We start from the raw sequence: 21,532 nt of genomic DNA, 5'->3' as shown, positions 1-21,532 counted from the left end.
CGATGGAGGGCCGCCGATAGGCGCATAATTGCCGCCATGATTCCGGTTTCCCTCCCTGGCGGTAATTTCTACGTGCTGATGGCGGTCTCGCTGGCCTGCCTGTCCACGCTGCTGACCTGGCTGGCCGTGCTGGCGACCACGCGCAGCGCGCGCCGCTGGCTGGGCGGCCATCGCCGCACCGGCGCCACGCTGCTGGCGCTGCTGGCCGTCATCGGCTCGATTTTTCCCTACCAGCAATTCAGTATCTGGTTCGCGGCCCAGCGCGACGCGCAGGCCGACGCCGGCCGCAAGACCGTGCTGGCCCAGGCCACGCGGCTGGCCGGCGTGGAGATGCCGGCCGGCACCGAGCTGCGCCTGGCCACGCCCGGCGACCTGGGCTCGTTCGACCGCGCCGTCTTTCCCGAGACGCAGCCGGCCTCGATCCTGGGCGTCAGCGCCACGCGCCTGTTCCGCTACCCGGCCAACGCCAGGCAGCCCGAGACGCTGTCGGCGGAGATCGCCCGGGACCAGGCGCTGGACGGCTGGCTGTGCGCGCACGGCCACCGCGTCGAGTTCGCGCTGCACGACGGCAATCCGCATTTCGCCAGCTGCCACCTGGCCATCGGCAACACCCTCGGCCAGCAGCCCGTGCCCCCGGGCGCCTGGCTCAAGGCGCTCGACGCCGCCGCGCCGAACTCGCCGCGCTGGCTGCTGCGCACCGAGGGCAGCGGCGCGCTGGAAGTCGCCGCCCTGCCGCTGCTCAAGGTCGACATGCAGCTCGACGGCCAGCGCCGCATGCTGGATTTCGAGGGCCTGCTGGCGCGCGAAACCGCGCTGGGCGACATGACCTATCCCGCCGGCACGCGGGTGCTGGCCGCGCGCGCCGGCCTGCCCGGCGCGCGGCCGGGCGACCTGCTGTTCTCCCCTTCGCGCGGGCGCTCGGCGCGGCGCGCCGGCGGCGAGGACGTGCCCGCCGGCCAATCGGTGCTGCAGGCGCCGGACGGCGCCGTGCGCAGCGTGCTCAGCAACCGGGAAGCGGGCGTTCTGGACGTTGCGGCGATGCGGATGGGGCCTTGATGGGGAGGTGTGGGCGGCTGGCGGCGCCTGATGGGTTTCGCGCGCTCGATATCGGGGTTCTTGCTCGAGGGGCCTCGCGCTGCACCCATCCTACGAACCGACCGATGATCGTAGGATGGGTGCAGCGCGAGATCCTTTAAACAGGAACGCGACCATCGAGCGCGCGAAACCCATCGGGCGCCCCAAAGCGGTGGGATAATACAAAGCTTTCCCTCGTACGCCGCCTCGCCTGGCGGCGATTCCGTCCTGCTCATTCATGAGACGAAGTCATGGCCGTTAACCTGCAGATCCCCTCCGAGTCCGAAATTTTCCCTGTTGCCGGCGTAGAAATCGGCGTCGCCGAGGCTGGCATCCGCAAGGCCAACCGGCGCGACCTGACGGTGTTCCGCCTGGCCGAAGGCACCAGCGTCGCGGGCGTGTTCACGCGCAACCGCTTCTGCGCCGCCCCGGTGCAGGTCTGCCAGGCCCACCTGGCCGCCGGCGGCCCCATCAGCGCGCTGGTCATCAACACCGGCAACGCCAACGCCGGCACCGGCGCCGAAGGCCTCAAGAAAGCGCAGGACACCTGCGCCGCCCTGGGCCAGCTGCTGGGCGTGCCCGCCGCCCAGATCCTGCCGTTCTCCACCGGCGTCATCCTCGAACCGCTGCCGCTGGACCGCCTGGTCGCCGGCCTGCCCCGCGCCATCGCCGACCTCGGCCCGGACCACTGGTCCAGCGCCGCCCACGGCATCATGACGACCGACACGCTGCCGAAGATCTACTCGGCCCGCGTGCAGATCGAAGGCAAGACCGTCACCTTCACCGGCATCAGCAAGGGCGCCGGCATGATCCGCCCCAACATGGCCACCATGCTGAGCTTCCTGGCCACCGACGCCGGCATCGCCCAGCCGCTGCTGGCCAGGCTGGCCGGCGAGATCGCCGACGCCTCGTTCAACCGCATCACGGTCGACGGCGACACCTCCACCAATGACTCCTTCATCATCGCCGCCACCGGCAAGTCCGGCGTCGAGGTCCTCAGCGAGTCCGACGCCGCCTACGCGGCCGTGCGCGAGGCCCTGACCGCCGCCGCGCTGGACCTGGCCACCAAGATCGTGCGCGACGCCGAAGGCGCCACCAAGTTCATGACCATCCGCGTCGAAGAAGCCGGCAGCACCGAAGAGGCGCTGAAGGTGGCCTACGCGGTGGCGCACTCCCCGCTGGTCAAGACCGCCTTCTTCGCGTCGGACCCCAACCTGGGCCGCATCCTGGCCGCGGTGGGCTACGCCGGCATCGACGACCTGGACGTGTCCGGCATCCGCCTGTGGCTGGATGACGTGCTGGTGGCCAAGGACGGCGGCCGCAATCCCGACTACCAGGAGGCCGACGGCCAGCGCGTCATGAAGCAGGCCGAGATCCAGGTGCGCATCGCGCTGGGCCGCGGCCAGGTGAGCGACACGGTCTATACCTGCGATTTCTCGCACGAGTACGTGTCGATCAACGCCGACTACCGTTCCTGAACCCCGCACTTTCCGGACCGCAGCCGTGACCGCAAACGAGTTCTCGACCCTCATCCAGCGCGCCGAGCGCGTGCTGGCCCAGCTGGAAGCCTGGCTTCCCCCCGCCCCGCCCGAAATCGACTGGACCGCCCACGCGTTCCGCTGGCGCAAGCGCGGCTCGCGCGGCTGGCTGGACGCCGTGCGCCACGTGGCGCGCATCGACCTGGAAGACCTGCAGCACATCGAGCGCCAGAAGGCCATCATCGACCGCAACACCCAGCAGTTCATCGCCGGCAAGCCCGCCAACAACGTGCTCATGACGGGCGCGCGCGGCACCGGCAAGAGCTCGCTGGTCAAGGCCATGCTGGCCGCCTACGGCGAACGCGGCCTGCGCCTGATCGAAGTGGACAAGTCCGACCTGGGCGACCTGGCCGACATCGTCGAACTGGTGGCCGCCCGGCCCGAACGCTTCATCGTGTTCTGCGACGACCTGTCCTTCGAGGAAGGCGAGGCCGGCTACAAGGCGCTGAAGTCGGTGCTGGACGGCTCGGTTTCGGCCTCGGGCGACAACGTGCTCATCTACGCCACCTCCAACCGGCGCCACCTGATGCCGGAATACATGAGCGAGAACCTGGCGGCCAAGCACCAGCCCGACGGCGAGATCCACCCCGGCGAGACGGTCGAGGAAAAGATCTCGCTGTCCGAGCGCTTCGGGCTGTGGCTGTCGTTCTACCCCTTCAAGCAGGACGACTACCTCGACATCGTCTACCACTGGCTGCGCGAACTCGGCTGTCCCGAAGCGCAGATCGAGCCCTCGCGCACCGAGGCCCTGCAGTGGACCATCGAACGCGGCTCGCGCTCGGGCCGCGTGGCCTATCAATTCGCGCGCGACTGGGCGGCCCGGCATGTCTGAAAAAATCGTCGACGTCGCCGCCGGCCTGATCCTGCGTCCGGACGGCAAACTGCTGCTGGGCCAGCGTCCCGAAGGCAAGCCCTGGGCCGGCTGGTGGGAACTGCCGGGCGGCAAGCTCGAACCCGGCGAGACCGTGCTCGAAGCCCTGGCCCGCGAGCTGCACGAAGAGATCGGCATCCGCGTCACGCAGTCGCGCCCCTGGGTCACCTACGTGCACGCCTATCCGCATACGACCGTGCGCCTGGCCTTCTGCCACGTCACGGGCTGGGAAGGCGAGCCGCGCGGCCTGGAGAACCAGCGCCTGGAATGGGTGGACCCGGCCGAGGCCGGCGCGGTCGGCGACCTGCTGCCCGCCACGCTGCCGCCGCTGCGCTGGCTGCAGCTGCCCACCGCTTACGCCATCAGCGGCATCGGCTCGCGCGCCGGCGTGCCCGCGTTTCTCGGCCGCCTGGAGGCGGCGCTGGCGCGCGGCGTGAAGCTGGTGCAGCTGCGCGAGCCGCAATGGCCGGACGGCGTGGGCGCCAGCTCGCTGCATGAGGTGCTGCAAAGCGTGCTCAAGCGCTGCCGCGCCGCCGGCGCGCGCGTGCTGGTCAACAGCGTGCATCCCGCGGCCTGGTGGAAGGAAGCCGACGGCGTGCACCTGCGCGCCGCCGACGCGGCCCGCCTGCACGCCCGCCCCGCCCTGCCCGCCGGCGCGCTGGTGGGCGTATCCGCCCACGACAACGCCGAAGTCGTGCATGCGCGCGAACTCGGCGCGGACTTCGCCGTGCTGGGGCCGGTCCTGGAAACCGCCTCGCATCCGGGCGCGCCCACGCTGGGCTGGGAAGGCTTCGTCGCCGGCAACCGCGACGCCGGCATCCCGGTCTTCGCGCTGGGCGGCCAGTCCGCCGCCACGCTGTCGGCGGCGCTGCGCCATGGCGCGCACGGCATCGCCGGGATACGCGGCCTGCTCTGATTCGCGTTCCAGAAACGCCGTGCGCGCGGCCGCGCCGCGCACGGCGTCAATCGATCCTGTAATCCATCCAGGACGCGACCATCTCCCGCAGGCCGCCGCCGTCCTCGAAAGACTCGCGCCCGCCCTCGGCCTTGTTGCGCCCCAGCTCCAGGATGTACATATAGTCGGCCACCTCCGCGCAGCGCCGCACGTTCTGGTCCACCAGCACCACCGTCATCCCCTCGTCGGCGAACCCGCGGATCAAGCCGTAGATCTCCTTGGAAATCTTGGGCGCCAGCATCGCCGTGGGCTCGTCCAGCAGGATCACCGAAGGCTCGATCAGCAGGGCCCGCCCGAATTCCACGAAACGCTGCTGACCGCCGCTCATGCTCGACACGGGATCGTTGCGCTTCTGCGCCAGGATCGGAAAGCGGTCATAGACCGAATCGATCCGCTGGCGCACCCGCGCCTTGTCGCGCCGGAACGGCCAGCAACCCAGCAGCAGGTTGTCGTGCACCGACAGGTCCCCGAACAGGCTGCGGTGCTGCGGCACGAACGCCACGCCGTGGCCGGCGCGTTCATGCGAGGGCTGCGCGCTGATGTCCTGTCCGCGCAGCACGATGCGGCCCGTGCGCGGCGGCAGAAAGCCGAACAGCGTCTTGAGCACCGTGGACTTGCCCGCGCCGTTGGGTCCGATCACGCCCGTGACCTTGCCCGCGCGCGCCTGCACGTTGATGCGGTTCAGGATCGTGATGTCGCCGTGATAGGCGACCGTCACGTCCTCCAGCGCGATGATAGGCGTGCTCATGTCAGGCTCCCAGATAGGCTTCGACGACCCGCGGATCGGTGCGCACGCGGTCCGCGTCGCCCTCGCACAGGATCGCGCCTTCGTTCATCACGATGATGTGGTGCGACAGCTGGTAGATCGACGTCAGGTCGTGCGACACCAGCACCACCGAGCAGTCATGCTCGGTCGGCAGCTCGCGGATCACCGAAATCAGCAGCTCGGCCAGCGCCGGGTTCACGCCCGCGAACGGCTCGTCCAGCAGCACGACCTTGGGCCGCGCCACCATGATGCGCGCCAGCTCCACCAGCTTCTGCTGCCCGCCGGACAGCTCCTCGGCATAGTTGTGCCGCAGCCGGTGCAGCTCCACCTTGTGCAGCCAGTACTCCGACAGCGCATAGCGCTCGTCGGCGCTGCGGCCGGCCTGCTGCTGCGCCACGTCCAGGTTGTCCAGCAGGCTGAGCTGGCGGAAGATGCGCGGCACCTGGAAGGTGCGCCCGACTCCCAGCCTCGCCACCTCGTGGATCTGGCGGCCGGCGATGTCCCGGCCCTCCAGCTCGATACGGCCTTCGTCCGGCGTGTAGATGCCGTTGATACAGTTGAGCAAGGTGGTCTTGCCCGACCCGTTCATGCCGATGACGCCCAGGATGGAGCCGCGCGGCACGTGCAGGTCCACCCCTTGCAGGGCCACCAGACCGCCGAAGCGCTTCTTCAGATTCGTGACTTTCAACATGTACGGCTCCCGTTCAGCGCAGCGCCTGGCGGCCGAACAGGCCGCTGGGCTTGACGAAGATCATCGCCACCATCAGCGCGAAGCCGCAGATGGTCGCGATGGACGGGTTGAAGAACACCACCGACACCTGCTCCGTGATGCCGTACAGCAGCGCGCCCACCAGCGCCCCCACCGGATGGCCCAGGCCGCCCAGCACGATGACGATGAAGCCGATCAGCGTGTAGTCGTTGCCCATGAAGGGCGAGAACGCCGGGAACACCATCGCCACCAGCACGCCGCTGGCCGCGGCCAGGCCCACGCCCAGGCCGAAGGCCACGCCGGACAGGCGCTCGGCGTTGATGCCCACGATGCGCACCGCGTCGCGGTTCATGATGATGGCGCGCAGCGCCTTGCCCACCTGGCTGCGGTACAGGAACACGGTCAGGCCGCCGATGATGGCCAGCGCGATGACCAGCGCCAGCAGGCGCACGGTGGGAATCAGCACCGGCCCGAACTTCAGGAACACCGGATCGATCTCGTACGGCAGCGAACGCGCGTCGGCGTCGAAGGCCAGCAGCATCAGCGCGCCCAGCATGATGGACACGCCGAACATCAGCAGCAGCGAGCTGATCTCGGGATCGTCCGCCTTGTTCAGCCGCGGGATCAGCACGAAGTACAGCAGGTAGCCCGCCAGGAAGAAGGCGGCGAAGGCCAGCGGCAGCGCCAGCAGCGGATTGATGCCGGCGTACTCCATCAGGTAGTAGGCGAAATAGGCGCCCAGCACCAGGAATTCGCCGTGCGCGAAGTTCACCACGCGCAGCACGCCGAACACCACGTTCAGGCCCACGCCGATCAGGCCGTAGATGGCCCCCAGGATCAGGCCGTTCATTAGGCCCTGGATTATCAGTCCGGTCATGGCGGCCTCCTCAGGCGATGTAGCGGCGCAGTTGCGGCTTGCGCTTGATCAGGCTGCCGACGATGCCGCGCGGCAGGAACAGCATCAGCAGCACGATGATCAGGCCCAGCAGCAGCAGGTTCACCACCGGGAATTTCTGCCAGATCATGTGGTCGATGCCCAGCAGCGCCAGGGTGCCGACCACCGGCCCGAGGATGGTGCCGAAGCCGCCGGCCATGGCGTAGATGATGCTCTTGGCCGTGATCAGCACGTGGAAGGCGTACTCCGGGTCCACCACGTTCGTGTACCAGGCCTCGATGCCGCCGGCCAGGGCCGGAAACAGCGCCGCCAGCAGCCAGGCCTTCAGCCGCGTATTGGGCACGTGGATGCCGACGCAGGCGGCGGCGCCGTCGTCGTCGCGGATCGCCTTGAGCGCGCGGCCCAGGCGCGAGGCCGACAGCCACGTCACGGTGGCCAGCGTGGCGCCCATGACGATCAGCATGGCGTAGTAGCTGTGCGAGGGATTGTTGGCGTTGGACAGGATGATGCCCATGCTGCCGCCGGTGAAGGACTGCGGCAGGTTGGAGATGACCAGCTTGACGATGGTGGCCAGCGCCAGGCTGACGATGCCGAAGTACACCCCGCGCAGGCGCAGCGTGGGCGCCAGCAGCAGCGCGATCGCCAGGCCCACGCCGCCGGCCGCCAGCAGCGAGGGCAGGATCGGCCAGCCCAGGATCTTGTAGCAGATGCCGGTGGCGTACGAGCCCACCCCGTAGAACACCACATAGCCAAAAGGCAGGTAGCCGGTGAAGCCCACGCAGATGTTCATGGCGCTGGCCATGGTGATCCACAGCATCAGGTAGAACGCGAACGAGATGTTCGAGGTCGCCAGCGGGATCGCGGCCAGGATGGCGGTCAGCGCGACAAAGACGGTGATTGCGATGCGGGTGCGCAATCGCACCGCGCGCTGATCCTGCGCGCGATGCGAAGCCGCGCCCGCCGCCAGGGCGGGACTGCTGCTCATGGTGTCTTCCTCCGGGCCTGTCCGGGCTGGACGGCCGATTTCTTTGGAGGAGATTATGGCCTACACAACCATAACTTTAGGTTAAGTATTAACCCTGATTTTCGGCCGGAAAGGCCTCCGCCAGCACCTGGCGCAGCCCCTTGATGAACTCCACGGCGATCGCCGAGGGCTCGCGGCCGCTGGCGTAGACGGCCGAGATATTCAGCGGGATGCGCTCGGCCAGCGGCACGATCACCACGTCGGGCATGGTGTTCTGCATGACGGTGAATTCGTCCACGATGGCGATGCCCACGCCGGCATTGACCAGGGCGCAGGCCAGCTGGCTCCAGGGCACGTCCGCGCACATATTGCACGGCAGCCCGGCCTGCTCGAACGCCCCCAGCACCAGCATGCCGAAGGGCATGCGCGTGCCCACCACGATGTGCGGATGCGGGGAAAGGTCGGCCAGGCTGACCAGGCTGCGCCCGGCAAGCGGGTGCGATTTCGGGATCGCCGCCACCATGCGCCCCACGTGCAGCAGCTCGGACGTCAGGAAAGGATGATCCGCCTGCATGACCACCAGCCCCAGCTCCGCCTCGCCCTGCAGCACCTCGGTGATCAGGCTGGGCAGCGCGCTGGTGTTCAGCCGCAGCAGCAGCTCGGGATGGCGCTGTTGGAAACGCGCCACGGCGCGCGGCACCAGGAACTGCGCCAGGCTGGGGATGGAAGCCAGCCGCAGCACGCCGGTGCCGTGCTCGGACAGCGCGTCGGCCAGATCGTTGACGCGCTGCATCATGCGCTGGGTCTTTTCGATCTCCTCGAACAGGCTGTGCACCTGCGGCGTCGGCCGCAGCCGCCCGCGCACCCGCTCGAACAGCGTGAGCCCCAGGGATTTCTCGGTCTGCGCCAGCATCCGGCTGACCGCCGGCTGCGAAATGTTCAACAGGCGCGCAGCGCCGCTGATCGACCCGGCCATCACGATGGCCCAAAGCATTTCGGTCTGCCGGTAGTTCAATTTATTCAAGGCGTGCACTCCATGCCTATTTGTTATACGCTTTCTCGGGTGTTGGGCAATTATTGCCCAACACCGGGCCTGGCGCTCAAGCTGCGCGGGAGACAGGGCCCACGTCCAAAAACGATAGGAGACAACCCATGTTCGCGAAATCCTGGCTGTTCCGCTTACCGGCCGTGGCCCTGGCCCTGGCCGCCCTGACGCCCTCCCTCGCCGCCGCCCAGACCTCGGACAAGATCCGGGTGGGCATGACCGTGTCGTCCACCGGCAGCTTCGCGCTGGCCTCGCAATCCGGCGTGCGCGGCGTGGAGCTGTGGGTCGACGACGTCAACCGCCGTGGCGGCATCGAACTCAACGGCAAGAAATACCCGGTAGAACTGGTCAAGCTGGACGACCGCAGCGACAAGCAGATGGTGACCCGTGTTTACGAACGCCTGATTGTCGATGAAAAAGTGGATCTGGTGTTCGCGCCCTTCGGCTCCACGCTGACGGCCGCGGCCGCCACCGTGACCGAACGCCTGGGCAAATACATGATGGTCTGGTCGGCCGCCAGCGACGATCTCTACAAGCAGGGCTTCAAGAACATGGTGTCCGGCACGCAGATGCCGGTCTCGGCCATGCTGCGCGCCAACATGGAGCTGGCCGCCAGACAGGGCGTGAAGAAGGTGGCGCTGCTGTATTCGGACGAACCGTTTCCCGCCGGCCTGGCCGAAGGCGGCCGCGAACAGGCAACCAAGAACGGCATGGAGGTGGTGCTGTTCGAGAAGTATCCCAAGGGCCAGAAGGATTTCAGCACCATCCTGCAGAAGGCCCGCGCGGCCGGCGCCGAGGCGCTGGTGCCGACCTCGTACGAAGGCGACCTCATCAGCATGACGCGCCAGATGAAGCAGCTGGACATCAACTTCCCGTATGTCTTCATGGTCTATGCATCCACGCCGCAGTTCCAGGCCATCGGCGCGGACACCAACTACATCTACAGCCACACCAACTACCACCCCGCCATCAACTGGAACGTCAACGCTGGCATGACGCGCGAGCAGTTCGCCGCGGCCTATGACCGCAAGTTCCCCAAGGCCGAGTTCCCGCCCGACTTCCAGACCGCGCTGGCCTACGGCGCGGGCGCGCTGACCGAGGAAATCGTGAAGAAGGCCGGCGGCACCGACGCCGCCGCGCTCAAGAAGGCCTCGCTGGACCTGTCCGGCAAGCTCACCGTCATGGCCGGTCCGTACGCCATCGACGACACGGGCAAGCAGCTCCTGATGCCCTTCCCCGTGGTGCAGCTGCTGCCCGGCAAGGGCATGGTGCCGGTGTGGCCGGCGGACGTCGCCACGCAGAAGCCGGTTTACCCGGCTCCTGACTGGAAGGCGAGGTAGAGGTCCCCCCCCTACGCGCTTACGCGCGCCCCCCCAGGGGGGCGACACCTGCAGACCGGCGGAGCCGGATCTGGCGGTGTCCCCGCTTGGGGCGAGGGCAGTTGAACATTGGCGTTGCACGTTTTTGCGGGCGGTACGGGTGCGTGCCGCTCGTCCATCTTCTGAGGAAAACATGTCTGACATCGCATTTGCCACGCTGGGCGAACTGGCGCGCGGGCTGGCCGCGGGCCGCTATAGCTCGGTGGAACTGGCGCGGCTTTACCTGGACCGCATCGACCGCGCCAATCCGGCGCTGGGCGCCTACGTCAGCGTCGACCGCGAAGGCGCGCTCAAGCTGGCCGAGGCCGCCGACGCGCGGCGCCGCGCGGGCTACGGGCTGCTCGGTCCGCTGGACGGCCTGCCCGTGGCCGTGAAAGACCTGTGCGACATCGAAGGCCAGGTCACCACGGCCGGCTCGCAGGCGTGGACGCAGCGCCGCAGCGCGGTCACCGCCACGGCGGTGACGCGGCTGGTCGACGCCGGCATGGTGGTGCTGGGCAAGACGCACATGGTGGAGTTCGCCTTCGGCGGCTGGGGCACGAATCCCGTGATGGGCACGCCGCGCAATCCCTGGGACCTGGCCCGCGCCCGCATACCCGGCGGCTCGTCCAGCGGCTCGGGCGTGGCGGTGGCCGCGGGCCTGGCGCCGGCCGCGCTGGGCTCCGACACCGGCGGCTCGGTGCGGATTCCGGCTGCGCTCAATGGCATCACCGGCCTGAAGACCACGCGCGGACTCATCAGCCTGCACGGCTCGGTGGCGCTGTCGCACACGCTGGACTCCATCGGCCCGCTCACGCGTGACACGCGCGATGCGCTGCTGTTGACCCAGGCCCTGTCCGGCCCCGATCCGCGCGATCCCGTGACGCAGGGCGTGCCGGCCTTCCGCTTCCATGAACCGGCCGCGGGCGCGCAGCCGCTGCGCGGCATGCGCATCGCGCTCATGCCGCCGGCGCAATATCCGATCGCGGTGGACGCGGCCGTGCAAGGCGCCCTGGACGACATGCGGCGCGTGCTGGCGGGCCTGGGCGCGGACCTGGTCGAGGCGCCCTTCCCCTTCGATTTCCACGACATGATGCTGCGCAACGGCCAGATCATCGCCGCCGAAGCCTATGCGCAGCATCGCGACTACATCGAGGACGGGAACCTGCCCCTGGGCCCTCACGTGCGCTCGCGGGTGCTGGCCGGCAAGCACGTGAGCGCCGCCGACTACATCTGCGCGCTACAGGCCCACGCCGCCGCCTGCGAGGACTGGCGCAACTGGATGCGCGATTACGACGCGCTGCTGGCGCCCTGCCTGCCCTTCGCCGCCTGCCCGCTGGAGGAAGTGGACGAGGCCGCCACGCCGCTGGCGGCCTTCACCCGGCCCGGCAACTACGTCAACGCCTCGGGCCTGGCGCTGCCCGCGGGATTCACCGCGGACGGCCTGCCCATCGGCGTGCAGTTGCTGGGCAAGCCCAACGGGGAAGGCGCGCTGGGCCGCATCGGCATGGCGTTCCAGGCGCAGACCGACTGGCACCTGCGCCGGCCCGGCCTCGCCGCGATCGGGCTGTAGCCGCCGTTGCCGCGCTAGTCGGCCGCGGGCGCGGCATCCCGCGCCTGGGCGACGGCCGGCTGCGGCTCCCAGCCGCCGCCCAGCGCCACGATCAGGTTGACGCTGGCGGCCAGGCGGTTGCCCAGCAGGCTCAGCGCGTTGCGCTCGCTGCCCAGCGCGGTGGCGTCCACCACGGCCACGCTGAGGTAATCCACCAGGCCCGCCTGGTATTGATTCTGTATCAGCCGCAGCGATTCGCGCGCCGCTTCCAGCGCGCGGCGCTGCACGGCCTGCTCCTGCTCCATGACGCGCAGCTGGATCAGATAATCCTCGACCTCGCGCAGGCCGGTCAGCGCCGTCTGCCGGTAGGCCGCGGCCTGGGCGTCGTAGGATGCGCGGGCCTGTTCGACCTGCGCCTGGCGCGCGCCGCCGTCGAAGATGGTCAGCGCCAGCGCCGGTCCCAGCGACCAGAAGCGCGCCGGCGCGGTCAGCAGCTCGGCGAACTGGCCGTTGCGAAATCCCCCGTCGGCCGACAGCGTCAGCGTGGGGAACCAGGCGGCCTGCGCCACGCCGATCTGGGCGTTGGCGGCCGCGGCGCGGCGTTCCGCCGCCGCCACGTCGGGGCGGCGCTCCAGCAGTTCGGACGGCAGGCCCACCGGGATCTGCGGCAGGCGCAGCGTGAACACGGCCGGCGCCAGGCTGAACTGCGACGGCGCCTGGCCCATGAGCACGGCGATGGCGTGCTCGAGCAGGCCGCGCTGCCAGTCCAGGTCGATGGACTGCGCGCGCGTGCTTTCCAACTGCGTGCGCGCCACGGCCACGTCGGCCTGGCCGGCCACGCCCACGGCATAGCGGTTCTGGGTCAGCTGCAGCGATTTCTCGTAGGCCGCCACGGTGGCGTCGAGCAGGCGTTTCTGTTCGTCCAGCACCCGCAGCTGCAGGTAGGACTGCACCAGCGCGGCCTGCGCGCTCAGGCGCGTGGCGCCCAGGTCGGCCNCCGGTCCCAGCGACCAGAAGCGCGCCGGCGCGGTCAGCAGCTCGGCGAACTGGCCGTTGCGAAATCCCCCGTCGGCCGACAGCGTCAGCGTGGGGAACCAGGCGGCCTGCGCCACGCCGATCTGGGCGTTGGCGGCCGCGGCGCGGCGTTCCGCCGCCGCCACGTCGGGGCGGCGCTCCAGCAGTTCGGACGGCAGGCCCACCGGGATCTGCGGCAGGCGCAGCGTGAACACGGCCGGCGCCAGGCTGAACTGCGACGGCGCCTGGCCCATGAGCACGGCGATGGCGTGCTCGAGCAGGCCGCGCTGCCAGTCCAGGTCGATGGACTGCGCGCGCGTGCTTTCCAACTGCGTGCGCGCCACGGCCACGTCGGCCTGGCCGGCCACGCCCACGGCATAGCGGTTCTGGGTCAGCTGCAGCGATTTCTCGTAGGCCGCCACGGTGGCGTCGAGCAGGCGTTTCTGTTCGTCCAGCACCCGCAGCTGCAGGTAGGACTGCACCAGCGCGGCCTGCGCGCTCAGGCGCGTGGCGCCCAGGTCGGCCAGGCTGGCCGCGGCGCTGGCTTCCGAGGATTCGACGCTGCGCCGCACCCGCCCCCACAGGTCCGCCTCCCAACTGACGCTGCCGGTCAGCGAATACTGGTTGGACACGTTGCCGCCGGAGGCGGAGGTCGCGCCGCCCTGCCCGCCGCCGCTGCCCGAGCGGCTCATGCCGGCGCCCGCGCCCACGGTCGGGAAGAAGCCGGCGCGCGCGCCGCGCACCAGCCCCAGCGCCTGCCGGTAGTTGGCCTCGGCCTGCGCGATGGTCTGGTTCGACGCGTTCAGGCGCGCGACCAGATCGTCCAGCACGGGATCGTCGTAGACCCGCCACCACTGGCCGCGCTCGGCCTCGTCGCGCGGACGGGCGGGCTTCCAGCCGTCGACCTGGACCTGGCCTTCCTTGTAGGCCGCGCCCACGTCCAGCGCCGGACGCTGGTAGTCGGGACCGACGGCACAGGCGCCCAGCAGCGCGCACAGCGCGGCCGCGGCGGCGCCGCGGGGAAGAAGGCGATTCACGGACAGCTTGGCGTTGCGCATCATGTTTGTTCTATGGAGGCGGCCGATCCATCGCGGCGGGCGCGTCCGCGCGCGGCCCACAGGCGGAAACGGTCCAGGTAAAGATAGACCACGGGCGTGGTGTACAGCGTGAGGATCTGGCTCAGCACCAGGCCGCCGACGATGGTGATGCCCAGCGGCTGGCGCATCTCGACGCCGGCGCCGGTGGCCAGCACCAGCGGCAGCGCGCCGAAGATGGCGGCCATGGTCGTCATCATGATGGGGCGAAAGCGCGTCAGACAGGCCTGGAAGATCGCGTCGCGCGGGCTCATGCCCTGGCTGCGTTCCGCCTCCAGCGCGAAGTCCACCATCATGATGGCGTTCTTCTTGACGATGCCGATCAGCAGGAAGACCCCGATCAGCGCGATCAGCGTGAAGTCGTAACGCAGCAGCAGCAGGGCCAGCAGCGCGCCCAGCCCGGCCGACGGCAGCGTGGACAGAATGGTCAGCGGATGCACGAAGCTCTCGTACAGAATGCCCAGCACGATGTACATGGTGACCAGCGCCGCCAGGATCAGCCAGGGCTGCTGCGCCAGCGTCTGCTGCAGGGCCGCGGCGGTGCCCTGGAAGCCCGCCTGGATCTGATCCGACGGCAGGCCGATGCGCGCGACCGCCGCGTCGATGGCCGCGGTCGCCTGGCCCAGCGAAACGCCCGGCGCCAGGCTGAACGAAATGGTGTCGGCCACGAACAGCCCCTGGTGCTGCACGCTGAGCGGCGCGTTGGTGTTCTCCAGCCGGGTGAAGGCCGACAGCGGCACGCGCGCGCCGGCCGCCGTGATCACCTCGACCTGCCTGAGCGATTCGATGTCCTGCGCGAACTTGGGGTCCACGCCCAGCACCACGTGGTACTGGTTCAGCGGCCCGTACATCACCGAGACCTGGCGCTGGCTGAACGAGTTGTTCAGCACCGTGGAGATGGCGGACATGCTGACGCCCAGCCGGGTCGCCGCGTCGCGGTCTATCACCAGGTCGATCTGGCGGCCCTTGTCCTCCACGTCGGCGTCCACGTCGGTGATTTCGGGAATTTTGGCCATGGCCTGCTGCACCCTGGGCATCCAGGTGCGCAGCAATTGCAGGTCGCCCGACATCAGCGTGTAGTCGTACGAACCCTGGCTCTGGCGTCCGCCGATGCGGATGTCCTGCTGCGACACCAGGAACATGCGCGCGCCCGGCATGTTCTGCAGCTTGCCGCGCAGCCGGTTGATGACCAAGTCGGCCGAGACCTTGCGCTCCTCCAGCGGCTTGAGCTGGATCTGCATGAAGCTGCTGTTGCTGCCGCCGCGCCCGCCGGCGTAGCCGGTCATGCTCTGCACCGCCGGATCGGCCAGCACCACCTTGCGCAGCGCCTCCAGCTTGGGCACGGTGGCCTGAAACGAGGTGCCCTGGTCGACCCGGAAAAAGCCCAGCAGCTGGCCGGTGTCCTGCTGCGGGAAGAAGCCCTTGGGCACCACCGTGTACAGGTAGACGTTCAGCCCCACCGCGATGGCCAGGGTCAGCATCATCAGGCGGCCGTGCGCCAGCGCCCAGCCGAGCGTACGGCGATAGCCGCCGAGCATGGCCTCGAAGCCGCGCTCGGCCCAGCGCGCCAGCCTGCCGGGCGGACGCGGCTCGCGCGGTTCGTTTTGCAGCAGGCGCGCGCACATCATCGGCGTGAGGGTCAGCGACACCACCAGCGACACCAGGATGGCGGCCGACAGCGTCACGGCGAACTCGCGGAAAAAGCGCCCGACCACGCCGCCCATCAGCAGGATGGGTATGAACACCGCCACCAGCGACAGGCTCATCGACAGCACCGTGAAGCCGACCTCGCGCGAGCCGCGCAGCGCCGCGCGCATGGGCGACATGCCGCGCTCGACGTGGCGCATGATGTTCTCCAGCACCACGATGGCGTCGTCGACCACGAAGCCGGTGGCCACGATCAGCGCCATCAGCGAAATCGTGTTGAGGGTGAAGCCGCTGAGATACATGATGCAGAAGGTGCCGATCAGCGACACCGGCACCGCCACGCTGGGGATCAGGGCCGCGCGCCAGCGCCGCAGGAACAGCAGCACCACCAGCACCACCAGGCCCACCGCGATGATCAGCGTCAATTCGGCCTCGTGCAGCGAGGCGCGGATGCTGGGCGTGCGGTCCTGCGCCACGGACATGTTGGCGTCGGCCGGCATCAGGGCCTGCAGCACCGGCAGCTGGGCGCGCACCGCGTCCACCGTCTCCATGATGTTGGCGTCGGCCTGGCGCCGCACGATCATCAGGATGGCCTTGCTGTGGTTGTAGAAGCCGGTCTGGTACAGGTCCTCGACCGAGTCCTCCACCTTGGCCACGTCCGACACGCGCACCGGCGCGCCGTCGCGCCAGGCCACGATCAGCGGCCGGTACTGCTCGGCGCGGCTGAGCTGGTCGCTGGCCATGATCTGCCAGTGGTAGCGGTCGTTCTCCAGCACGCCCTTGGGCCGGTTGGCGTTGGCGTTGGCCAGGGCCGCGCGCAATTCGTCGAGCGACACGCCGCGGTTGGCCAGCGCCCCCGGCAGCACCGTGACGCGCACCGCCGGCAGCGAACTGCCGCCCACCGTCACCTCGCCCACGCCCTCCACCTGCGACAGCTTCTGCGCCACGATGGTCGAGGCGATGTCGTAGAGCTGCCCCTGGCTGAGCGTGTCCGAGGTCAGCGCCAGCGTCATGATGGGCGCGTCCGAGGGATTGGACTTGTGGTACGTGGGATTGCTGCGCAGACCGGTCGGCAGCAGCGAGCGCGCCGCGTTGATGGCGGCCTGCACGTCGCGGGCCGCGCCGTTGATGTCGCGCGAGAGATCGAACTGCAGCGTGATGCGGGTGGAGCCCTGCGAGCTGCGGGAGGTCATCTCGGTGACGCCGGCGATGCTGCCCAGCGAGCGTTCCAGCGGCGTGGCCACGCTGGAGGCCATGGTCTCGGGACTGGCCCCGGGCAGGCTGGCCGACACCGAGATGGTGGGGATGTCCACCTGCGGCAGCGGCGCCACCGGCAGCAGGAAGTAGCACAGCAGGCCCGCCAGCACGACCGCCAGGCTCAGCAGCGTGGTCGCCACCGGCCGGACGATGAAGGGCGCCGACAGGATCACGACGCATCCTCCGCCGCGGCGGCGCGCGCCCCGCGCCAGCGGCGCGACATGCGGTCGAACATCAGGTAGATCACCGGCGTGGTGAAGAGCGTCAGCACCTGCGACAGCAGCAGCCCGCCCACCATCACCAGGCCCAGCGGCTGGCGCAGCTCGGCGCCGGTGCCGGACGACAGCATCAGCGGCAACGCGCCGAACAGCGCGGCCAGCGTGGTCATCAGGATCGGACGGAAGCGCAGCAGCGCCGCCTCATGGATGGCCGCCAGCGGGGTCAGGCCGCGCTTGCGCTCGGCGTCCAGCGCGAAGTCGATCATCATGATGGCGTTTTTCTTCACGATGCCGATCAGCAGGATGATGCCGATGATCCCGATCATGTCGAGCTCGGTGCCGCTGATGAGCAGCGCCAGCAGCGCCCCGACCCCGGCCGACGGCAGGGTCGACAGGATGGTGATGGGATGGATGTAGCTTTCGTACAGCACGCCCAGCACGATGTACATGGTGACCACCGCGGCCAGGATCAGCCACAGCGTGCTCGACAGCGAATTCTGGAACGCCAGCGCCGCGCCCTGGAAGCGCGTCTCGACGCCGGTGGGCATGCCGATGTCGGCCTCGGCCGCGGTAATGGCCTCGACCGCGCCGGACAGCGAGGCGCCCGGCGCCAAGTTGAACGACACCGTCACCATGGGGAACTGGTCCAGCCGGTTCACGGCCAGCACCGTGCGCCCTTCGGTGATCCGCGCCACCGACGACAGCGGCACCTGCCCGCCCGAGGCGGTGGGCACGCGGATCTGCCCCAGCGAGGACGGCGTCGTCTGGAACTGCGGCTGCACTTCCAGCACCACGCGGTACTGGTTGGACTGCGTGAAGATCGTGGAGATCAGGCGCTGGCCGAAGGCGTTGTACAGCGCCTCGTCGATCACGGCGGCCGTGATGCCCAGGCGCGAGGCCGCATCGCGGTCGATCTCGACCCAGGCCTGCAGGCCTTCGTCCTGCAGGTCGTCGGTCACGTCCTTGAGTTCGGGCACCTGGCGCAGGCGCTCGACCAGCCTGGGCGTCCATTCGCTCAGCACCTTCAGGTCCGGATTGGACAGCGTCATCTGGTACTGCGTGCGACTGACCCGGTCTTCGATGGTCAGGTCCTGCACCGGCTGCATATAGACCGTGAGACCGTCCTGCGCGGCCAGCGCCCGGTCCAGGCGCGCCATCACCGTGCGCAGGTCGCCGTCGCGCTCGGCATGCGGCTTGAGCGCGATCTGCAGGCGTCCGGCGCTGAGCGTGGCGTTGCTGCCGTCCACGCCGATGAAGGAGGACACGGCCTGCACGTCGGGATCTTCCAGCACCAGGCGCGCGGCGGCCTGCTGGCGCTCGGCCATGGCCTTGAACGAAATCGACTGCGGCGCCTGGGTGATGGCCTGGATCAGGCCGGTGTCCTGCTGCGGGAAAAAGCCCTTGGGGATCGCCAGGTACAGCAGCACCGTCAGCGCGAAGGTCGCCAGCGCCACCAGCAGCGTCAGCGGCTGGTGCCGCAGCACGACCTGCAGCCAGCGGTCGTAGCCGGCGATGACGCGGTCGATGAAGGCGCCCGTGGCGCGATGGAAGCGCCCGTGCTTCTGCGCCGACTCGGCGCGCAGCAGGCGCGCGCACATCATGGGCGTCAGGCTCAGCGACACCACCAGCGAGATCAGGATGGACACGGCCAGCGTGATCGCGAACTCGCGGAACAGCCGTCCCACCACCTCGGTCATGAAGAGCAGCGGGATCAGCACCGCGATCAGCGAGAACGTCAGCGATATCAGCGTGAAGCCGATCTGCGCCGCGCCCTTGAGCGCGGCCTGCAGCGGCGTCTCGCCCTCTTCGAGATGGCGGGCGATGTTCTCGATCATGACGATGGCGTCGTCCACCACGAAGCCGGTGGCGATGGTCAGCGCCATCAGGGTCAGGTTGTTGACCGAGAATCCGGCCAGGTACATGACGCCGAAGGTGCCGACCAGCGACAGCGGCACCACCACGCTGGGAATCAGCGTGGCCGTGAGGCTGCGCAGGAACACGAAGGTCACCATGACCACCAGCGCCACCGCCAGCAGCATTTCGAACTGCACGTCGGCGACCGAGTCGCGAATGGTCTGGGTGCGGTCGGACACCACGCTCACGTCCAGCGTGGCCGGCAGGGCAGCCCGCAGCTGCGGCAGCAGCGCCTGGATGCGGTCGACCACCTCGATCACGTTGGCGCCCGGCTGGCGCTGGATGTTCAGCAGGATGGCGGGCTTGTCGCCGGCCCAGGCCGCCTGCCGCACGTCTTCGGCGCCCTCGACCGCGCGCGCCACGTCCGACAGGCGCAGTGGCGCGTTGTTCTGGTAGGCGATGATCAGGTCGTTGTAGTCGGTGGGCGTCTTGAGCTGGTCGTTGGCGTTGATGGTGGTCGAGCGCAGCGGGCCGTCCAGGTTGCCCTTGGGCTGGTTCACGTTGGCGCCGACGATGGCCGTGCGCAGGTCCGACAGCGACAGCCCGTTGGCCGCCAGCGCCTGCGGATTGACCTGCACCCGCACCGCGGGCCGCTGCCCGCCCGCCACGCTGACCAGGCCCACGCCGGAGATCTGCGACAGCTTCTGCGCGACCCGCGTGTCGACCAGGTCGCGCACCTGCGGCAGCGGCATGGTGGGCGAGGTGATCGCCAGGGTCAGCACCGCCGCGTCGGCCGGGTTGACCTTGTTGTAGGTCGGCGGCACCGGCAGGTCGCCGGGCAGCAGGTTGGAGGCGGCGTTGATGGCCGCCTGCACTTCCTGCTCGGCCACGTCCAACGGCAGGGTGAGATTGAATTGCAGCGTGATGACCGAGGCGCCGCCCGAACTGGTCGACGACATCTGGTTCAGGCCCGGCATCTGCCCGAACTGCCGCTCCAATGGCGAGGTGACCAGCGAGGTCATCACGTCGGGGCTGGCGCCGGGGTACAGCGTCACCACCTGTATGGTCGGATAGTCCACTTCCGGCAGGGCCGAGACGGGCAGCAGCCGGTAGGCGATGAAGCCGGCGATCAGGATGGCCACCATCGACAGCGTGGTGGCCACCGGACGCAGGATGAACAGGCGCGACGGACTCACGGCGTTTCCCGGTCTATTTCGACGGCGGCGTGGTGCCGGCCGGCGCGCCCGCGCCCAGCGACTTGTCGCGCGGGGCCGGAATCACGCCGGCGTCGCCCACCACTTCCACCTTGGCGCCGGCGCGCAGGCGGTCGGTGCCTTCGACCACCACCCGGTCGCCGGGCTGCAGGCCCTCGTTGACCGCCACCATGCCGTTGTTGATCGCGCCCAGCTTCACCTGGCGCACCAGCACCGTGTTGTCCTGCTGCACCAGGAATACGAAGGCGCCGGCCGAACCCTGCTGGATGGCGGCGGTGGGCACGGCGGTGACGTCCTTGCGCGTCAGCACGTGCAGCCGCACGTTGACGAACTGGTTGGGAAACAGCGCGTCGTCGGTGTTGTCGAAGCGGGCCTTGAGCTTGAGGGTGCCGGTGGTCACGTCGATCTGGTTGTCCAGGGTTTCCAGCTGGCCCGTGGCGATGCGGCGGGTGTCGGCGCGGTCGTAGGCGTCCACGGCCAGCTTGCGGCCGGCGGCGAGTTCGGCGCGCACCTCGGGCAGCTGGGTCTCGGGCAGCGTGAACACCACGGAAATCGGCTGGGTCTGGGTGATCACCACCAGCCCGTTGGTGTCCGAGCTGGACACCAGATTGCCGCGGTCCACCTGGCGCAGGCCCAGACGGCCGTCGATGGGCGCGGTGATGCGCGCGTAGTCCAGCTGCAGCCGGGCGTTGTCGACGTTGGCCTGGTCGCTCTTGACCGTGCCCTCGTACTGCCGCACCAGCGCCGCCTGCGTGTCGACCTGCTGCTTGGCGATGGAATCCTGCTTGTACAGGGCCTGGTAGCGCTGCAGGTCGCGGCGCGCGTTCTCCAGCTGCGCCAGGTTCTGCATCTGCGTGCCGCGCGCCTGGTCCAGCGCCACCTGGAAGGCGCGCGGGTCCACCTGCGCCAGCAGGTCGCCGGCCTTCACGCGCTGGCCTTCCTGGAAGGCCACCTCGACCAGCTCGCCGCTGACCCGGCTGCGCACGGTGACCGTGTTGTAGGCCGTCACCGTGCCCAGCGACTTCAGGAAAATGTCGATGTCCTGCCGGACGGCGGTGGCGATGCGCACCGGCACCGCCATGTTCGCCATCGCCGCCCCGGGCGGACGGCCCCCGCCCGCCGGCTTGGCCGCTGGCCGTAGCAGCAGCCAGGCGATGCCGGCCCCGGCAAGCAGCAACAGCGCCAGCACGGCCAGGCGGCGGCGGGACCTATGGGCGGGCGGAGAAACGGGACGGCTTTCAGGCATGTACGTTGCAGACGCGGGCAGGGAAAGCCGTATTGTCTACTAGACCATCGCGTAGTCCAGCACCGGGAGCGGCGGTTGAAACTCCCCGCAACAGGTAATGGGGGGGGTGGGTGGGTCCCTCCTGCGTACTGGGGGGCTACGTGGGTCCTGCGCAGGATGGGTGTAGCGCGAGAATTCTTGGGCAAGAACTCAATTGCCCATCGCGCGACACCCATCGGCCGGCGGCAGCCGGGTGTTTGTCTCTTGCCACGAAAAGCGGCG

General features: G+C 69.3%; 15 protein-coding genes. 6 read left to right on the top strand and 9 right to left on the bottom strand.

Annotated features, from left to right (window positions below):
- Positions 1 to 36: 36 nt before the first annotated feature.
- The 4 genes from C1I89_RS28870 (at position 37) to C1I89_RS28855 (ending at position 4,399) form a co-directional block, all read left to right on the top strand.
- Positions 37 to 1,056, top strand: coding sequence for a hypothetical protein (locus C1I89_RS28870; RefSeq protein WP_102775718.1), 1,020 nt, complete (start codon positions 37 to 39; stop codon positions 1,054 to 1,056).
- A gap of 269 nt (positions 1,057 to 1,325) precedes the next feature.
- Positions 1,326 to 2,552: a bifunctional glutamate N-acetyltransferase/amino-acid acetyltransferase ArgJ gene (argJ, locus tag C1I89_RS28865; protein WP_102775717.1), complete on the top strand. Its 1,227-nt coding sequence runs from the start codon at positions 1,326 to 1,328 to the stop codon at positions 2,550 to 2,552.
- Positions 2,553 to 2,577: 25 nt separating this feature from the next.
- On the top strand, positions 2,578 to 3,444 hold the full coding sequence (locus C1I89_RS28860; protein ID WP_102775716.1) for an ATP-binding protein: 867 nt from the start codon (positions 2,578 to 2,580) through the stop codon (positions 3,442 to 3,444).
- Positions 3,437 to 4,399 carry a Nudix family hydrolase gene (locus C1I89_RS28855; RefSeq protein WP_102775715.1) on the top strand — a complete coding sequence of 321 codons (963 nt, stop codon included), beginning with the start codon at positions 3,437 to 3,439 and terminating at the stop codon, positions 4,397 to 4,399. The genes C1I89_RS28860 and C1I89_RS28855 overlap by 8 nt, the downstream gene beginning before the upstream one ends.
- Positions 4,400 to 4,445: 46 nt before the next feature.
- On the opposite strand, the gene C1I89_RS28850 is transcribed toward C1I89_RS28855, so the two are convergent.
- The 5 genes from C1I89_RS28850 to C1I89_RS28830 form a co-directional block, all read right to left on the bottom strand.
- Positions 4,446 to 5,186: a branched-chain amino acid ABC transporter ATP-binding protein gene (locus C1I89_RS28850; RefSeq protein ID WP_102775714.1), complete on the bottom strand. Its 741-nt coding sequence runs from the start codon at positions 5,184 to 5,186 to the stop codon at positions 4,446 to 4,448.
- Between the two features lies 1 nt (position 5,187).
- Entirely contained in the window at positions 5,188 to 5,895 is a 708-nt protein-coding gene (locus C1I89_RS28845) for an ABC transporter ATP-binding protein (RefSeq protein WP_102775713.1), read from the bottom strand.
- Between the two features lie 13 nt (positions 5,896 to 5,908).
- Complete coding sequence (locus C1I89_RS28840) at positions 5,909 to 6,790, bottom strand: branched-chain amino acid ABC transporter permease (protein WP_102775712.1); 882 nt, start codon at positions 6,788 to 6,790, stop codon at positions 5,909 to 5,911.
- A 10-nt stretch (positions 6,791 to 6,800) separates the two neighbouring features.
- Complete coding sequence (locus C1I89_RS28835) at positions 6,801 to 7,793, bottom strand: branched-chain amino acid ABC transporter permease (protein WP_102775711.1); 993 nt, start codon at positions 7,791 to 7,793, stop codon at positions 6,801 to 6,803.
- 88 nt (positions 7,794 to 7,881) lie between these two features.
- Positions 7,882 to 8,805: a LysR family transcriptional regulator gene (locus C1I89_RS28830; RefSeq protein ID WP_102775710.1), complete on the bottom strand. Its 924-nt coding sequence runs from the start codon at positions 8,803 to 8,805 to the stop codon at positions 7,882 to 7,884.
- A 119-nt stretch (positions 8,806 to 8,924) separates the two neighbouring features.
- On the opposite strand from C1I89_RS28830, the gene C1I89_RS28825 reads away from it, so the two are divergent.
- Together C1I89_RS28825 and C1I89_RS28820 are read left to right on the top strand one after the other, a co-directional pair.
- Positions 8,925 to 10,157: an amino acid ABC transporter substrate-binding protein gene (locus tag C1I89_RS28825; RefSeq protein ID WP_102775709.1), complete on the top strand. Its 1,233-nt coding sequence runs from the start codon at positions 8,925 to 8,927 to the stop codon at positions 10,155 to 10,157.
- 172 nt (positions 10,158 to 10,329) lie between these two features.
- Positions 10,330 to 11,748, top strand: a complete 1,419-nt coding sequence (locus C1I89_RS28820; RefSeq protein WP_102775708.1) for an amidase — start codon at positions 10,330 to 10,332, stop codon at positions 11,746 to 11,748.
- A gap of 14 nt (positions 11,749 to 11,762) precedes the next feature.
- Here the strand turns inward: C1I89_RS28820 and C1I89_RS36045 are convergent, their stop codons facing one another.
- From C1I89_RS36045 to C1I89_RS28800, 4 genes are read right to left on the bottom strand one after another with little or no spacing between them, the layout of a single operon-like run.
- Positions 11,763 to 13,802: an efflux transporter outer membrane subunit gene (locus tag C1I89_RS36045; RefSeq protein ID WP_102775707.1), complete on the bottom strand. Its 2,040-nt coding sequence runs from the start codon at positions 13,800 to 13,802 to the stop codon at positions 11,763 to 11,765.
- Positions 13,799 to 16,912: a multidrug efflux RND transporter permease subunit gene (locus tag C1I89_RS28810; RefSeq protein ID WP_102775706.1), complete on the bottom strand. Its 3,114-nt coding sequence runs from the start codon at positions 16,910 to 16,912 to the stop codon at positions 13,799 to 13,801. The genes C1I89_RS36045 and C1I89_RS28810 overlap by 4 nt, the downstream gene beginning before the upstream one ends.
- Positions 16,909 to 20,007, bottom strand: coding sequence for an MdtB/MuxB family multidrug efflux RND transporter permease subunit (locus tag C1I89_RS28805; protein WP_102775705.1), 3,099 nt, complete (start codon positions 20,005 to 20,007; stop codon positions 16,909 to 16,911). The genes C1I89_RS28810 and C1I89_RS28805 overlap by 4 nt, the downstream gene beginning before the upstream one ends.
- Before the next feature lie 13 nt (positions 20,008 to 20,020).
- A complete protein-coding gene (locus C1I89_RS28800) occupies positions 20,021 to 21,271 on the bottom strand; it encodes an MdtA/MuxA family multidrug efflux RND transporter periplasmic adaptor subunit (RefSeq protein ID WP_102775704.1) in 1,251 nt (416 codons plus the stop codon).
- Positions 21,272 to 21,532: the final 261 nt, after the last annotated feature.

The sequence above is a fragment of the Achromobacter pulmonis genome, assembly GCF_002885955.2.
Taxonomy (GTDB): domain Bacteria; phylum Pseudomonadota; class Gammaproteobacteria; order Burkholderiales; family Burkholderiaceae_B; genus Achromobacter; species Achromobacter pulmonis_A.
This window is presented reverse-complemented; position numbering and strand designations above follow the sequence as displayed.